This window comes from Streptomyces sp. NPDC048590, from assembly GCF_043199535.1.
Taxonomy (GTDB): Bacteria; Actinomycetota; Actinomycetes; order Streptomycetales; family Streptomycetaceae; genus Streptomyces.
Genome location: NZ_JBICWC010000004.1, coordinates 30,959 through 46,866 on the forward strand (window position 1 = coordinate 30,959; position 15,908 = coordinate 46,866).

The 15,908-nt window shown below is 70.7% G+C and carries 11 protein-coding genes; 1 reads left to right on the top strand and 10 read right to left on the bottom strand.

Translation table 11 applies throughout. The annotated features are described in order from the left end of the window. Window positions 1-21 precede the first annotated feature (21 nt). Window positions 22-3,747 (top strand): S8 family peptidase, encoded by a 3,726-nt coding sequence (locus ACGFNN_RS12380; protein ID WP_393555183.1) that lies wholly within the window; start codon window positions 22-24, stop codon window positions 3,745-3,747. A 77-nt stretch (window positions 3,748-3,824) separates the two neighbouring features. Here ACGFNN_RS12380 and ACGFNN_RS12385 read toward each other — a convergent pair whose 3' ends face one another. The 10 genes from ACGFNN_RS12385 to ACGFNN_RS12430 form a co-directional block, all read right to left on the bottom strand. Next, window positions 3,825-4,772 (bottom strand): helix-turn-helix domain-containing protein, encoded by a 948-nt coding sequence (locus ACGFNN_RS12385; protein WP_393555185.1) that lies wholly within the window; start codon window positions 4,770-4,772, stop codon window positions 3,825-3,827. A gap of 204 nt (window positions 4,773-4,976) precedes the next feature. Continuing rightward, window positions 4,977-7,607, bottom strand: a complete 2,631-nt coding sequence (locus ACGFNN_RS12390; protein ID WP_393555187.1) for a S8 family serine peptidase — start codon at window positions 7,605-7,607, stop codon at window positions 4,977-4,979. Between the two features lie 75 nt (window positions 7,608-7,682). Continuing rightward, window positions 7,683-8,039: an STAS domain-containing protein gene (locus ACGFNN_RS12395; RefSeq protein ID WP_393555189.1), complete on the bottom strand. Its 357-nt coding sequence runs from the start codon at window positions 8,037-8,039 to the stop codon at window positions 7,683-7,685. Window positions 8,040-8,091: 52 nt separating this feature from the next. Next, window positions 8,092-8,682 carry a Uma2 family endonuclease gene (locus ACGFNN_RS12400; protein WP_393555191.1) on the bottom strand — a complete coding sequence of 197 codons (591 nt, stop codon included), beginning with the start codon at window positions 8,680-8,682 and terminating at the stop codon, window positions 8,092-8,094. 98 nt (window positions 8,683-8,780) lie between these two features. Beyond that, window positions 8,781-10,058, bottom strand: a complete 1,278-nt coding sequence (locus ACGFNN_RS12405; RefSeq protein WP_393555193.1) for a thymidine phosphorylase — start codon at window positions 10,056-10,058, stop codon at window positions 8,781-8,783. Between the two features lie 133 nt (window positions 10,059-10,191). Continuing rightward, a complete protein-coding gene (locus ACGFNN_RS12410; protein WP_393555195.1) occupies window positions 10,192-10,608 on the bottom strand; it encodes a cytidine deaminase in 417 nt (138 codons plus the stop codon). Then, window positions 10,605-11,867 (bottom strand): ABC transporter permease, encoded by a 1,263-nt coding sequence (locus tag ACGFNN_RS12415; protein ID WP_385022882.1) that lies wholly within the window; start codon window positions 11,865-11,867, stop codon window positions 10,605-10,607. Before ACGFNN_RS12415 ends, ACGFNN_RS12410 begins: the two co-directional genes overlap by 4 nt. Further along, complete coding sequence (locus ACGFNN_RS12420) at window positions 11,864-12,982, bottom strand: ABC transporter permease (protein WP_362538782.1); 1,119 nt, start codon at window positions 12,980-12,982, stop codon at window positions 11,864-11,866. The genes ACGFNN_RS12415 and ACGFNN_RS12420 overlap by 4 nt, the downstream gene beginning before the upstream one ends. After that, the gene (locus ACGFNN_RS12425) at window positions 12,979-14,565 is read right to left on the bottom strand and encodes an ABC transporter ATP-binding protein (RefSeq protein ID WP_393556212.1); all 1,587 of its coding nucleotides are present in this window, start codon (window positions 14,563-14,565) and stop codon (window positions 12,979-12,981) included. Before ACGFNN_RS12425 ends, ACGFNN_RS12420 begins: the two co-directional genes overlap by 4 nt. 235 nt (window positions 14,566-14,800) lie before the next feature. Continuing rightward, window positions 14,801-15,853 carry a BMP family ABC transporter substrate-binding protein gene (locus tag ACGFNN_RS12430; RefSeq protein ID WP_362665898.1) on the bottom strand — a complete coding sequence of 351 codons (1,053 nt, stop codon included), beginning with the start codon at window positions 15,851-15,853 and terminating at the stop codon, window positions 14,801-14,803. Window positions 15,854-15,908: the final 55 nt, after the last annotated feature.

Genomic DNA, 15,908 nt, shown 5'->3' on the forward strand with positions numbered 1-15,908 from the left:
GCCTGTTGCGCCGTGGCCGGCGTGACCGTGCCCGCTGTCGGGGCACCGTCCGGACCCACCGGCACACCGTCCGCGCTCGCCGCCACAGGTGAGCCGCACGCGGTCACCCTCGTCACCGGGGACCGCGTCCTCATGAAGGGTGACGAACTGATGTCGGTGACGGGCAGCGACGGCCGGCCCGTCGAGTACCAGACGCGCCAGGAGGGCGAGAGCCTCTTCGTCGTCCCGCTGGACGCCACCCGGTACATAGCGGAAGGTCGCGTCGACGAGGCCCTATTCGACGTGCGGACCCTGATCGAGTACGGCTACGACGACGCGGGCTCCGATTCCGTACCCCTGCTCGCCACGTATGCGAAGGGGGCCATGACGGCGCGTGCCGCGGCGCTTCCCGCGTCGGACGCGACCCGCACCTTTCCCGACCTCGGGGTGGCCGCCCTGACCGCTCCGAAGGACTCCGCCGCTGTCTTCTGGCGGGCCGTGACGGCGTCCGGCGGCTCGCGTTCCGCGAGCACCCCCGCCAAGATCTGGCTGGACCGCAAGGTGTCCGCGTCCCTCGACCGGAGCGTCCCCCAGATCGGTGCCCCGGATGCCTGGAAGGCGGGCCACACCGGCAAGGGCATCAAGGTGGCGGTCCTGGACACCGGCTGGGATCCCACCCACCCGGACCTGGACGGGCGTGTCTCGGCGTCGAAGGACTTCACCGGCAAGGGCAACACGGTGGACGGCCACGGCCACGGCACGCACGTCGCCTCCACCGTGGGTGGCACGGGCGCGGCATCCTCCGGGAGGAACAAGGGCGTGGCACCGGACGCCGACCTGATCGTCGGCAAGGTGCTGAGCGACAGCGGCTCGGGGCCCACCTCCGCGGTCATAGCCGGGATGGAGTGGGCCGTCGCCGAGGGTGCGGACGTCGTGAGCATGAGCCTCGGCTCGGAAACCGGCGGGAAGTGCGACGATCCGCTCGCCGACGCGGTGAACACCCTGTCGGACTCCACATCCGCCCTTTTCGTCATGGCGGCCGGCAACGCCGGCCCCGGCGCCTCGACCGTGGGGACACCGGGGTGCGCGCGGGGCGCCCTGACCGTGGCAGCGGCGGACCGGGACCTGTCCACCGCCTCGTTCTCCAGCCGCGGCGACGTCTACGACGGCGAGGGCGCGCACTACGGCAAGCCGGACATCACGGCCCCGGGCGTCGGCATCGTCGCCGCCCGCGCCGCCGGAACCTCCATGGGCGCCCCCGTCGACGAGCGCTACACGGCGGCGAGCGGAACCTCCATGGCGACCCCGCACGTGGCGGGGGCCGCGGCGATCCTCGCGCAGGGACACCCGGATCTGCGCGGAGCCGCACTCAAGCGTGCCCTGACGTCCTCGGTCCGTCCCGGAGCGAAGGACTTTCCGCTCGCCCAGGGCGCCGGCTTCCTGGATGTCGCCCGGGGCGACAGCGCCACTCTGACGGGCCCCGCCGCGGTGGACGGCGGCACGCTCGCCTGGCCCCACACCGGGGGCCAGGCCGTGCGAAGGACGCTGACGTGGGACAACGGCGGTGACAAGGACGTCAACCTCGACCTGGCCACCGAGACCTTCGACCCCTCGGGGAAGCCGGCCCCGGCCGGCTCGGCCTCGCTCGACCGCGACAGCGTCACCGTCCCGGCGCACGGCAGCGCGAGCGCCACTCTCACCATGAGCGCGTCGGACGGCCTCCCGGACGACTCGTACGGCGAGATGACCGGCCGGGTGACCGCCACGGGCACCGACGGCGCCAGGTCGGTGACGGCGTTCGGCTTCCATGCCGCACCGCACATGGTGACGCTCACCTTCAAGGGAACCAATCGTGCCGGTGACCCGGCGGGACTCCTGAGCTACGTGGACCTGCTGTCGCCGTCCCTGGTCACGGTGCACCGCGCCTACTTCGATGACGGCGTCGCCCAGCTGACCGTACGCGCGGGTACCTACGACATGGACGCCGCGCTCTACGGCTTCGACCCGGGCATCACGGAGAACGACCTCTACCGCACCACGCGTTCGGTCGCCCAGTACGTACGCCCCGGGCAGACGTACACGAAGGACGCGACCATCACCCTGGACGGCCGCGCGATCAAGCCGATCGAGGTCTCGGGTGACCGCCCGTCGGAGAGAGCGACGACGGCGGTCCTCTACAAGCGCGAGCACCCGGCGGGTGTCTTCGCGACGGGAGTGCACGTGGGCTCCGCGGCAGCCAGGGACGTGGTGATCGCCGCCTCCGGGGACTCCCCGGCGTGGAAGGGCGCCCACGTGGGCTACGTGACCCGTGCCTACGCCCCCCTGCTCGACCTGCGCACCGGCGACGGCAGGCGGATCGATGCCCGGTACGCCGCCTACAGCGCGGTGACGACCGACGGGATCACCTATCTGCCGGACACGGGGCACGCGCGGGTGGTGGACGTCGGCCACGGTTCGGCCACGGAGCTCGCGGCCCACGACGTGAAGGACAGGATGGTCCTGGTGGACCTCGGCACCAGTGACGCCGGCTCGGTGGAACGGCTGCGCGTCGTGACGAAGGACGCACTGGAGCGGGGGGCCGCGGGCGTTCTGGTGGGCCACGGGTTCCCAGGCTCCTGGCAGCCGTTCACCGACGTCGCACTGCCCGTGCTGGGTGTGGACCAGGCGGAGTACGCGCGGCTCGGTGACGCGGCGTCGGCCGGCTCCGAAGTCCGCTGGAAGGGCAACGCGTCCAGCCCCTTCGTCTACAACATCGCCCACGGGATGGAGCACGGGATCCCCGCAGGCCTCGCACTGCGCGTCCGCGAGCGGGACATGAGCCGGGTCACGGAGGTCTGGCACAGCCAGCTGAAGGACGATGTCTACGGGGACAGCGTCGCCGCGTCCCCCTTCACCGGTCTCGGAACCGAGGTGATGGGCCTCCCGCGGCAGATCAAGGTGCCTTCGGCACGTTCGGCGTTCTACACCACCGGCACCGGATGGCTGCCCATGGCGTCCAGCAGCGCGGGCGGCACGAACGAGCTGATGGTGAGCCACCTGCGCCGGTGGGAAGAACCGGCGAAGGACCTGGAGACCTGGTACCGCGGTCCGGTCACCCCGCAGACGCCGGCCGATGTGAACACGGGTGAGGCGGGCCAGATCGCGGTACGGGACGAGCAGAGCATGGGCGTCCGGATCCCGTTGTTCGGCGACGCCGAGGGGCACTACGCCTTCGGTACCTTCACCGACCGTCCGACCGTGACGTTGCGCCGTGAGCGCGAGACGGTCGGCACGATCCCGGACAGCACCGGGGAATGGCCCGTTCCGCGAGAAGAGGCCTCGTACGCGCTGGAGATGAACGTAAAGCGGAACTACGACATCCCGGCGAACCGGGACTGGAAGCTGTCCACCTCGTCGCGGACGGAATGGACGTTCCGGTCGGGCGGGACGTCAGAGGTGTCGTCGCTGCCGCTGATCCTGCCCAGGTACGAGGTCCCGGTGGACACGAAGAACAGGGCACTGATGGTCCGTGCCTTCCCGATCGGGCTGAAGGCCGTGGGGCAGCCGGGCTACGACCCGGAGCTGACCTCCTACGCGGCGGAGGTCTCCTACGACGACGGCGCTCACTGGGTCGAGGCACCGGTCGCTCGGCTCGCCGGCACCTTCACCGCGTTCGTCGACAACACACGGGCGGGTCACGGCGGTCACGTCGATCTGCGGGTCCACGCCACGGCGGCCGACGGCTCCTCGGTCACCCAGACGGTGACCCGGGCGTACGCGGTGCGCTGACGGGTCTCCACGCGGGAGGAGCCCCGTCGAGGTGCCGCCGGGTGCGGTCCTCGACGGGGCTCCTCCGCGTCCCGCTCTCAGACCCAGTGATGATGGCGGGCGTGCCATCCGAGCTGGAGCCGTGTCGAGACGCCCGCGCGGCCCATCAGGGTCTGGACGCGCCGCTGCACCGTCCGGGTGGAGAGCCCGAGTTGCTTGGCGGCCGCCGTGTCCGTCAGCCCCGCCAGCAGCAGTTGCAGAAGCCGTGTGTCGTCGATGTCCCCTGACCCGCGGGCGGTCTCGCCATAGGGAAGCGCCCGTTCCCAGACGGACTCGAAGAGCGCGCGGGCGACGTTCACCAGACCGCCGCGCAGCAGGATGCTCGGGTCGACGTCGGGACCGTGGCCGCGCAGGGGCAGCATCGCCGCCTCGCCGTCACAGATGATCAGCTTGAGCGGTATCTCCCGTGTCGTACGTATCGCGGTGCCCTCCGCCACGGCCTCGTCCAGGTTGTCCGTGCCGCGGGGCTGGCGCAGGAAGCTCTCGTCGACGACCCCTCGCAACCGCACCCCGCGGTGCAGGGCACGGTTCTCCTGGGTCGTGTCGGGGCCCACGGCCTCGTGGCCGCCCGTAGAGAAGAAGTCGATGGTGCTCCGGGCCGACAACTGGAGCTGCACGTAGCGCTGCTGGACGGCACGCACGCCCTCGACCACCTCGACCAGCTCCCGCTGGCCCCGCACCATGCTGCCCGTGCGGTAGGCCTCCACCAGTTCGGACAGGGCGAGTTCGGCACGCTGGAGACCCTCGCGGCGCTCGATCAGCTCGACACCCAGCGACAGCTCGGGCGAGACGGCCATGAATCGCCTCCCGTCCGGATGGGCCGTGACCAGGCCACGCCGCCGGAGCGAGGCGAGCGCGGTCGCGGTCACCCCCGTCGCGGCGTGCGGAGCGCCGTCGGCGATCTCCTCCTCGGTGGCGTCCGCACGCGCCACCAGGGCGCGGTACACCCGCTCCTCCTCGGGCGTCAGCCCGAGATCCTCCAGCACACTGTCCCCTTCCGGCACCGCTCGGAGACGGTCATGCCGCTCCCCGCTCCGCACGGAACCCTGCCCCGGACCGCGCGGCCGGGCTCCGTACGCCTGCGACGAGAATAGAACGCCGGTACGGGCACGGGGCCGCCCCTGTGCCCGCCCTGCGTGCGGGCGGGTACGGGGGCGGCCGTTCGGACGCGGAGATCCGTGGACGCGGGCTCAGCGCACCAGGGTGATCTTCGGAGAGGTCCAGGTCTCCGTGCCGGGTGTGTGGTCACGGTCGCCGAGCGCCTTGTCGAAGACGAACCTGAGACGGTAGGTCCCCGAGGGGGCCGGTGTTCCGTCGGCCAGGTTCAGGTCCCAGGAGTAGAACTCCATCCCCGTCCCGGCACCGGAGTTCCGCGTGACCCATTTGTCGTCGCGCGGGATGGCGACCACACGTCCCGAGGCGTCCACCACCTGCAGCCTCAGCCGCTCCAGGAGCGGGAAGCCGTGAGACAGCATCACCGCGGCCGAGTCGTTGGTGGTGCTCGCGTCGGTGAGGTCGACGTCCAGCGGGAGATTCTTCCCGAAGGAGAAGACACCGGGCCGCAGCGACGGGTTGTCGATCGTGGTGTTGATCGCGGTGAAGGTGGGGTTGATGGCGCTCACCGCGTCGTAGTCACCGGCGAGGCCCTGGTAGGGGACCCGTAGCGTGGGGCGGGTTCCGGCTCCCTGGGGAGCGAACTCGAACCATCCCCCGAACAGGGTCCCCTCGACCGCCCCCTGGGGCTGGGTCACCAGGACGAGCACGCTCGCGCTGGAGCGGGGGCGAACGGTGACCCGGTCCGGTCCCAGGACCCGGCCGCCGGCCGCACCGTCGTCCGCCTGCCACTCAAAGGTGTAGGGGGGTGCGGCCGAGACCGCCGCCCGGTGCCTCACCGTGTACGACTGGGCCCGGTCGGAGTCGTTGCGCACGGTGATGCGGCGTATCACGGGCCGGCCCTCGAGGTCGCCGAGCGGCAGTTCGGACGGCGAGGCCGTGACACCGCCGTAAGACACCGCGGCGACCGCCGCCACCGCGTTGATCCGTCCGGCGCCCTGCTGGGCGACGGGCTGGTCGCCACGCTCCGGGTCGCCGGTCATGGCGAGGGGGGTGGCGGTGTTCTGGAGCGCGGCGCGCACCTGGACGGGGGTGAGCCCGGGGTTCTTCTGGAGCAGCAGGGCGGCGACTCCGGCCGCGTGCGGCGAGGCCATGGAGGTGCCGGACGAGACTCCGTACCAGCCCAGGTCCTTGGGCATCGTGGAGAGGATGTAACCGCCGGGGGCGGCGAGATCCGGCTTGAACTCCAGTTCGTTGCCCGGTCCCCAGGCGGACCCGTAGTCCATCAGACCCGCCTGGTCGCCGGGCGCCTGGAGCTCCGTGTAGGAGCCCCAGTCGAGGCGCGTGCCCTCGGGCCGGGCGAGGATGCGCTTCGCGCCGGCCTCGGAGACTGCCACGAAGGGGATGCCGGTGGCACCGCAACAGGGCTGCCCCGGAATGGCGTCGGCGGGGATGGCGGGGTCATGTAGGACGGCGGCGACGGCTCCCGCCGCCTCGGCCGTACGGGCCAGGTCCATCGGACGGCAGATCGCGCCGGTGCCCGAGAAGTGCGCGGGCGGGAACACCGCGATCCTGCCCCGGAGACTTCCCTCGGGCAGGGCGTCGCAGCTTCCGGGCATCACGGCGTACGGCGCCCCGCCGGAAGCGGGGGTGACCGGCCCGCGGCCCGAGACCTCGAAGGCGATCGGTGCGTCGTCCCCGTCGACGGTCAGCGCGAGGTGGGGAAGTCCGGTGCTGAAGGTGGAGCCCACCGCTATCGCCTGGTCGGCGACGGCGGGCGACGCCGCCCTGAAGGGGCCGGCGTAGCCGTTGCCGACGGCGACGGTCACCGTGGTGCCGGATGCGACGAGCCGGTCGGTGGCCGTGGCCAGGACGTCGGTACTGCGGGAGCCGATCGCGGTTCCCAGACTCATGTTGACGACGTCGACATCGTCCTCGGCGGCCCGGTCGAGGGCAGCGAGGATCACTTCCTCCCCGGCCCCCTGGCCGGAGTTGCCGAAGACGCGGTACGACCGCAGCTCCGCGTCCGGTGCGACGCCCCGGATCCGTTCGTCGTCGCCGGCGATGATCCCGGCGACGTGGGTGCCGTGTCCGGCGGCACCCCCCTGGCTGTCGTCGTAGGGATCGGCGTCCCCGTCGGCGAAGTCGTAACCGCCGGTGACCTTGGCATTGGGGAAACCGCCGCCGCCGAGTGCCGGGTGGTCGTAGGCCACGCCGCTGTCGATGATTCCGACCGTCACACCCTGGCCGGTGAGGCCTGCGCGGTGTACCTCGGGTACTCCGGTGAGACCGGTGACGGTGACGGTCTCCTGTCCCGAGGACGACCCCTCGCCCTTCGCGGACTTCGCCGAGGCGGCCAGTGCCTTGCGGACCTGCTCCTCGGTGGCGGGCGTGGGTGGCTCGGGGGCCTCGTAGCGGACCGGCGCGGAGACGGACGCGACGCCGGGGAGGGCGGCGAGCCGGGCTTGCTGGGACGCCGGTATCCGTACGGCGAACCCGTTGAGCGCGTACCGGTAGCGCCGGGTCACCTTCATGTCGACGCCCGCGCCGCGGGCTGCCTCGACGACCTCGCGCTGCGCGCCGGTCACGGCTGAGGCGGCGGCCTCCCGGTCGTCGGCGGACCGCTCGCTGACGGGCGGCGCGTCGTTGAGTGTGACGATCCTGGTGACCTGGTCACCAGGCGGCTCGGAGACGGGCGCGGCGGACGCGGGCACCGCCAAGGGGACGGCGAGGAGCACGGCCAGCAGGGCCGCGGGGGAAGCTTGCATGGACGAATCAGAACGCTTCGAACGCTGCCGGGACAATGCCGGGCGGTGGCGGAGAAGTGACACGTCCCCATTGCGTCACGCGCCGCGCGGCCCGTCGTGACCTACCTCACCAGGCGCCGGTGGCTGCTCCGCCATGGAGATCACCTCGGCCAGCCCCAGCAGGTCCAGCAGCGTGACGAGTTCGGGAGGCGTACCGCGCAGCCGCAGCGTCCGTCCGCCCGCCCTGCGGGCGATCAGGGAGAGCCGCGCCACGGCCTCGACCACGGCGAGGTCGGGGCGCACCACGCCGGCCAGATCGCAGTCGACGACCACGCCTCCGGGCGCTTCCGGGCCGCTCGCGAGCATGGCCTCCAGTTCGGCACAGAGCGCCGGCACATCGGCCCGGGTGATCCGGCCGGTGACGACGAGGGCGTACGGAGCTGTGGCATCCACATCAGGGAGACCGGCCGGGCGGCCGGAACTCATCGGCCGCGGAGCCGATACCTCAGCCGGCCGGGAGGATCCCGGTGTCCAGATCCAGGCCGAACGGCTTCGGGAGCGTCAGCGTCTCGCCGTACTCGACGGCTTCCAGCAGCCGGTAGGTGCCGTCGCTCGGCTCTCCGTACAGGGTCGCCGTCGGGCGGCCGCTCTGCCACGGGTCGAGGAGCAGGAACAGTTCGACGCCCGCCTTCGCGTATCCGCGTGCCTTGCCGATGCGGTCGTGGTTGGCGTTGGCCTGCGAGGTGATCTCGACGACGAGCCGTGCCTCCTCCGCCGGGACACGGTTGCCAGGACCGGTGGCCACCGCACGTGGCACGACGACCAGGTCGGGGATGTACAGCCCGGCCCGGCCGGGCACCGAGACGCCGAGCGTCTGGTAGACCCCCCAGTCCTCCGGGATGACGGTGTAGAGCCTGCGCTGCAGAAGCTCGGCCGTGGTGTTGTGGTCCTTGGACGGCGGTGCCGACACGGTGACGATCCCCTCGATGATCTCCACCTTGCAGCCCTCGGGTGCGTCCGTCTCCTCCCAGATACGGACCACGTCGTCCCATTCCTGGCCGTGGCCCGGCACGGGATCGACGGTGAGTGCGCTCATGGCGGTCTCCCTCAATAGGTGCGTCACCGATCCCAGCATGCCGAACGGGACCGGCGGAGGTCCACCGGTCCCGTTCACCCCTACGAGGAAACCGCAGGTCAGGCGATACGTTCCCGCACCACCGGCGTGGCGGTGAAGGGGGTGCCGGCCGGGGCGATGTCGTACGCGGCGGGCAGCGCCTTCAGGGCGTAGTCGAACTTCTCGGGGGTGTCCGTGTGCAGGGTCAGCAGCGGCTGCCCCTCGGTCACGGTGTCGCCCGGCTTGGCGTGCAGTTCGATGCCCGCGCCCGCCTGCACCGGGTCCTCCTTGCGGGCCCGGCCCGCGCCGAGGCGCCAGGCGGCGACGCCGATGTCGTAGGCGTCGAGCCGGGTCAGCACGCCCGAGGAGGGAGCGCTGACCACGTGCTGCTCACGGGCGACGGGGAGTGCGGCGTCCGGGTCGCCGCCCTGGGCGGAGATCATGCGACGCCAGACGTCCATGGCGGAGCCGTCGGCCAGCGCCTTCTCCGGGTCGGCGTCCTTGAGGCCGGCCGCGTCGAGCATCTCGCGGGCGAGGGCCAGTGTCAGGTCGATGACGTCCTGCGGGCCGCCGCCGGCGAGGACCTCGACGGACTCGCGGACCTCCAGGGCGTTGCCCGCCGTCAGGCCGAGCGGGGTGGCCATGTCGGTGAGCAGCGCGACGGTGCGCACACCGCTGTCGGTGCCCAACGCGACCATGGTGGAGGCCAGTTCGCGGGCGTCCTCGACGGTCTTCATGAAGGCGCCGGAGCCGACCTTGACGTCCAGGACGAGCGCGCCGGTGCCCTCAGCGATCTTCTTGGACATGATCGAGCTGGCGATGAGCGGGATCGCCTCGACGGTGCCGGTGACGTCGCGCAGCGCGTAGAGCTTCTTGTCGGCGGGGGCGAGTCCGTCGCCCGCAGCGCAGATCACGGCGCCCGTGGTGTCGAGGACGTCGAGCATCTCGGCGTTGGAGAGATGGGCGCGCCAGCCGGGGATGGACTCCAGCTTGTCGAGGGTGCCGCCGGTGTGGCCGAGGCCCCGGCCGCTGAGCTGCGGCACCGCCGCGCCGCAGGCGGCGACCAGCGGGGCGAGCGGCAGGGTGATCTTGTCGCCGACGCCCCCGGTGGAGTGCTTGTCCGTGGTGGGGCGGGAGAGGGCGCCGAAGTCCATCCGCTCGCCGGAGGCGATCATCGCGGCGGTCCAGCGTGCGATCTCGGTGCGGTTCATGCCGTTCAGCAGGATCGCCATGGCCAGCGCGGACATCTGCTCGTCGGCGACCTCGCCGCGGGTGTACGCGTCGATGACCCAGTCGATCTGTTCGGGGCTGAGCTCGCCCCGGTCCCGCTTGGTACGGATGACGGAGATGGCGTCCATGGGAGGAGAGTCCTTCCGGCCGGATGGGTGGGCGAGAGAGTCCCGTTGACTCTACGCGCATAGAGAGAGAACGTTCCGCCACGCCGTCCGGCAGGCCGTAGAGGCCCGCCGGGGACGGCGTCACGGCAGGGGACTACCCCAGGTGCTGCGGTCCGAACGACTGCGGCAGCATCTCGTCGAGCGTGCGGAGGCCGTCCGGCGTCTCCAGGACGAGTTCCGGGCCGCCGAACTCGTACAGCAGCTGGCGGCACCGGCCGCACGGCACGAGCACGGAGCCCGTGCCGTCGACACAGGTGAAGTGGGTCAGCCTGCCGCCACCGGTGGCGGCGAGCTGCGACACGAGCCCGCACTCCGCGCACAGGCTGATGCCGTACGAGGCGTTCTCGACGTTGCAGCCGGTGATCACCCGGCCGTCGTCGGCGAGGGCCGCGGCCCCGACCGGGAAGCCCGAGTACGGGGCGTACGCCCGGGACATGGCGTCCCGGGCGGCCTCGCGCAGGGCGTCCCAGTCGACGGGCGGCGGGGCCGCCCCTCCGGAAGGGGCGGTCACTTGCCCTCGCCCTTGCGGTACGGCACGCCGTCCGCCTTGGGCATCCGCAGCCGCTGCGCGGACAGGGCGAGGACCAGCAGCGTCGTGACGTACGGCGCCGCGTCGACGAACTGGCTCGGGACCTCGTCCGTCAGGCCGTACCAGGCGAACAGGCCGGCGGAGATGACCGCCGAGATCAGCGCGCTGAGGTACTTCTTCCGGTACAGCTGCCAGAACACGACGATCACCAGCAGGATCGCGAGGAGAAGCAGCATCGCGTGGACGTTCTCGGCGCCGCCGCGGAGCTTGAGGCTGTCGGTGAAGCCGAAGAGCCCCGCGCCCAGTGCCATGCCGCCGGGCATCCAGTTGCCGAAGATCATCGCGGCGAGACCGATGTAGCCGCGGCCTCCCGTCTGGCCCTCCTGGTAGATGCTGGTCGCGACGATCGCCAGGAAGGCGCCGCCGAGCCCGGCCAGGCCGCCCGAGATCGTCACGGCGATGTACTTGTACTTGTAGACGTTGACGCCGAGGGTCTCGGCGGCCACGGGGCTCTCACCGCAGGAGCGGAGCCGCAGCCCGAAGGGGGTGCGCCACAGGATCCACCAGGTGGCCGGGATGAGGAGCAGGGCGACCACGGTCAGCAGCGAGAGTCCGGTGACCAGGCCGCCGATGATGCCGGCGAGGTCGGAGACGAAGAACCAGTGGTGCGCCTGGAGGTCCTGCATCCAGTCGGACAGGCCGGGGATGGTGATCTTGTCGATCTCCTCCAGGCGCGGGGACTGCTTGGAGGAACCTCCGGGCTCCTCGGCGAAGGTGAAGTTCGACAGGTAGCGGGTGACGCCGACGGCGAGGATGTTGATCGCCACACCGGAGACGATGTGGTTCACCCCGAAGGTCACGGTGATGACCGCGTGCAGCAGCCCGCCGAGGGCGCCGCCGATGATGCCGAAGAGGACGCCCACCCAGGGGCCCCACTGGAAGCCGGCCCAGGCACCGAACCAGGTGCCGAGGATCATCATGCCCTCGAGACCGATGTTGACCACTCCGGCGCGTTCGGCCCAGAGCCCGCCGAGGCCCGCCAGCCCGATCGGGACGGCGAGTTCGAGCGCGCCGCGCACCTGGCCGACGGAAGTCACGTCGTCCGCGCCGCTGATGACGCGTACGAGGGAGACGAGCGCGAGGGCGCCCGCGATGATCAGGAGGACGACGGGCAGGGAGAGCTTGCGCCGGCCGCCGCTCTTGGGAGCGGCGCCGCGTGCGGCGCGGACTGCGGTGCTCACAGGGCCGCCTCCTTCTCGGTGGTGAGGGCGTGGCCGGCGGCGAGTTCCTCGCCGACCTTCTGCTGCTGACGGCGGGTCCCGTAGCGCCGGACGAGCTCGTAGCTGACGACGACGGAGATGACGATCAGCCCCTGCATGATCGTGGCGATCTCCTTCTCGAAGCCGAACTGGTCGAGCGGCGAGGAGGCCTTGTCCAGGAAGGCGATCAGCAGCGCGCTGAGGGCGATGCCCACCGGGTGGTTCCGGCCCAGCAGCGCGATGGTGATGCCGGTGAAGCCGAGGCCCACCGGGAAGTCGAGGCTGTAGGTGTGCGTGTCACCCAGCAGCGTCGGCATGCCGACGAGCCCGGCGATACCGCCGGAGATCAGCATGGAGGTGAGGATCATCTTCTTGGCGTCCACACCGGAGGCCTGGGCCGCGCTCTCGCTGGCGCCGGTGGCACGCAGGTCGAAGCCGAACCGGGTGCGGTTCAGGACGAACCAGTAGACGAGGCCGCAGCCGGCGGCGACGAAGGTGAATCCGTAGATCTCCCCGGCCTCCGGGCTGAGGGACAGACCCGGGAACCAGCCCGACTCGGGGATCTCCCCGGTGGTCAGGTTGTTGGATCCGGCCGCCTGCTCACCGAAGTTCTTCGGCAGGATCAGCCAGGCGATCAGCGAGGTCGAGATGGAGTTAAGCATGATCGTCGAGACGACCTCGCTCACCCCCCGCGTGGTCTTGAGGACGCCCGCGATACCGGACCAGAAGGCACCCACCAGCATCGCCACGACGACGATGAGGGCGATCTGGAGCGGTCCGGGCAGGGAGACGCTCGCGCCGACGAGGGCGGCGACCATCGCGGCGAGGCGGTACTGGCCGTCCACACCGATGTTGAAGAGGTTCATCCGGAAGCCGACGGCCACCGCGAGCGCGGCGAGGTAGTACGTCCCGGCCTGGTTGATGATCAGGACCTGCACATCGCTGTACGACACCTGCTCGAAGAGCAGCCGGTAGAGCTCGAACGGGTCGCGGTTCGAGATGAGCAGTACCAGCGTGCTCAGCACGAAGGCGACGACCAGGGCGAGTACCGGGCCGGCGAAGCCCAGGACGATCCGGTCCTTGTCGAATTTCTTCATCGGGCCTCGTCCTCCGGTGCCGCTTCGAGGTGACCGGCGGCGGCGCCGGTCATGGCCGAGCCCAGTTCCTCGGGTGTGATGGTGGCAGGGTCGGCGTCCGCGACCAGCTGCCCCCGGTACATGACGCGCAGGGTGTCGGAGAGCCCGATGAGCTCGTCCAGGTCCGCCGAGATGAGCAGGACGGCGAGCCCTTCGCGACGCGCCTCGCGGATCTGGTCCCAGATCTGCGCCTGTGCGCCGACGTCCACCCCTCGGGTGGGGTGGGCGGCGATCAGGAGTTTGGGGTTGTGGCTCATCTCGCGGCCGACGATCAGCTTCTGCTGGTTGCCGCCCGAGAGGGAACCGGCCGTGACCTCGATGCCCGGGGTGCGGACGTCGTACTCGCGGACGATCCGCTCGGTGTCGCTGCGCGCGGCCTTCGGGTCGAGGAGCCAGCCCTTGCTGTTGGGCTTCTCCGTGACGTGGCCGAGGATGCGGTTCTCCCACAGCGGGGCGTCCAGCAGGACACCGTGGCGGTGGCGGTCCTCGGGGATGTAGCCGATGCCGTCCTCACGCCGCTTGCGGGTGGGGGCGGAGGAGATGTCCGCGGAGTCCAGGGTGATGACTCCGCTGTCCGGGCTCCGCATGCCGACGAGCGTCTCGATCAGCTCGGTCTGCCCGTTGCCCTCGACGCCCGCGATGCCGAGGACCTCGCCCTTGTGGATGGTGAAGCCGATGTCGGACAGCACGTCGCGCACGACCCCGTCCGGGTCGGTCACACCGAGGGAGAGTCCTTCGACCTTCAGCATCGGTACGTCGGTCACCGTGGACTCGCGGGTCTCCGGCGAGGGCAGCTCGCTGCCCACCATCAGCTCGGCGAGCTGCTTGGTCGTGGTGGTCGCCGGGTCGGCGGTGCCCACGGTCGTGCCGCGCCTGATCACCGTGATCTCGTCGGCGACGGAGAGGACCTCGCCGAGCTTGTGGGAGATGAAGATGACGGTGAGGCCCTCGGCCTTGAGCTCGCGGAGGTTCGCGAAGAGCGCGTCGACCTCCTGCGGTACGAGCACGGCGGTCGGCTCGTCGAGGATCAGGATGCGGGCGCCGCGGTAGAGGACCTTGAGGATCTCCACGCGCTGACGGTCGGCGACCCCGAGGTCCTCGACGAGGGCGTCGGGACGGACGCCGAGTCCGTAGGCGTCGGAGATCTCCTTGATCTTCCTGCGCGCGGCCGATCCGATGCCGTGGAGCTTCTCGCCGCCGAGGACGACGTTCTCCAGGACGGTGAAGTTGTCGGCCAGCATGAAGTGCTGGTGGACCATGCCGATTCCGCGCGCGATGGCGTCACCGGGGTTGCCGAAGGAGACCTGCTCGCCGTCCACGGCGATGGTGCCCTCGTCCGGCTTCTGCATGCCGTAGAGGATCTTCATCAGGGTGGACTTTCCGGCGCCGTTCTCACCTACGAGGGCGTGGACCGTTCCCTTGCGTACGGTGATGCCGATGTCGTGGTTGGCCACGACACCGGGGAAGCGCTTGGTGATGCCGTGCAGTTCTACGGCAGGGGGACTGCTGGACGCGTTGATGACGCACTCTCCTTGGCCGGACAGGAGCGGGGGCACAGAGGGCAGGGGCGGGGTGAAGTTATCGCGCCGGAGAGCGGTCTATGCGCGTAGCGCTGCCGAATCGTAAGGCGCGGACACCGATACGTACGAGGCTCCGGTTCCGGAGCCCGGTGCGGGTGACCGCGATGGGCACAACCTCTTCGATGGACACCCCACGGGCCCGGAGCGGCGAGGATGCGCGCTCCGGGCCCACGGGAAACCAGCACGGCGACCGGAGTCGTTACGGGGTGGTCTTGACGGTGATCTTGCCGTCGATGATCTCCTGCTTCGCCTTGTCCACGGCAGCGATGACCTCGGTCATCTTGGTGAAGGCCGGGTTGGACATGGCCAGGCCGACGCCGTCCTTGTCGAGGCCGTAGCGGATCTCGCCGGACTGCGGCTTGCCGTCCTGCACGGACTTGATCAGGTTGAAGACGGAGTCCTCGACGTCCTTGGTGACGGAGGTGAGGATCGACTCCTTGTAGGCCGCGAGGCCTTCCTGCTTGTACTGGTCGGAGTCGACGCCGATGTTCCACTTACCGGCCTTGGAGACGGCCTCGATGGCACCGGAACCGGCAAGACCGGCCGCCGAGTAGACCACGTCGGCGCCCTTGTCGAGCTGGCCCTGGGCAGCGGCCTTGCCGAGGTCGGGCTTGGAGAACCCGTCGAAGTTCGGCGGCTGGGTCAGGTACTGCGGGACGACCTTGACCGAGGAGTCGGTGTCCTTGACGCCCTGGATGAAGCCGGCCTCGAACTTCTTGATCAGCGGGGTCTCGACTCCGCCGATGAAGCCGACCGTCTTGGTCTTGGAGACCTTGGCGGCGGCGACACCCGCGAGGTAGGAGCCCTGCTCCTCGTTGAAGACGATGTTGGCGATGTTGTCGCCGGTCACCGAGGCGTCGTCGATGATGCCGAAGGTGATCTTCGGGAACTTCGGCGCGACCTTCTTGATGGCGGGCGCGTAGGCGAAGCCGACGCCGATCACCGGGTTGTTGCCGGCGCGGGCCAGCGAGGTGAGGCGCTGGACCTTGTCGGCGTCCGACTCGCCCTCGGAGGGCTCGGCCTCGGTGCCCTTGACGCCGAGGTCCTTCTCGGCCTTGGCCAGACCGGCGTAGGCGGCGTCGTTGAACGACTGGTCGCCACGGCCACCGATGTCGTAGGCGATGGCCGTCTTGTCGGCCTTGGAGTCGGAGGACGAGCTGCTCTCCGACGAAGAGTCGCCACACGCGCTGACGCTCAGCGCGAGTGCCGCGGACATGACGCCCACGGTGGCAATCCTGGTGATCCGGCGCAAGGGAAGGCTCCTTCAGACCTGACCGAAGCGCCTCTTCCGGCGCTGGTTTCGCGGC

Coding starts and splice junctions, on each gene's coding strand:
- ACGFNN_RS12400 (WP_393555191.1), bottom strand. CDS start 8,682: ATGAGCGCACTCACCGTCGATCCCGTGCCGGGCCACGGCCAGGAATGG.
- ACGFNN_RS12420 (WP_362538782.1), bottom strand. CDS start 12,982: ATGAAGAAATTCGACAAGGACCGGATCGTCCTGGGCTTCGCCGGCCCG.
- ACGFNN_RS12405 (WP_393555193.1), bottom strand. CDS start 10,058: ATGGACGCCATCTCCGTCATCCGTACCAAGCGGGACCGGGGCGAGCTC.
- ACGFNN_RS12390 (WP_393555187.1), bottom strand. CDS start 7,607: ATGCAAGCTTCCCCCGCGGCCCTGCTGGCCGTGCTCCTCGCCGTCCCC.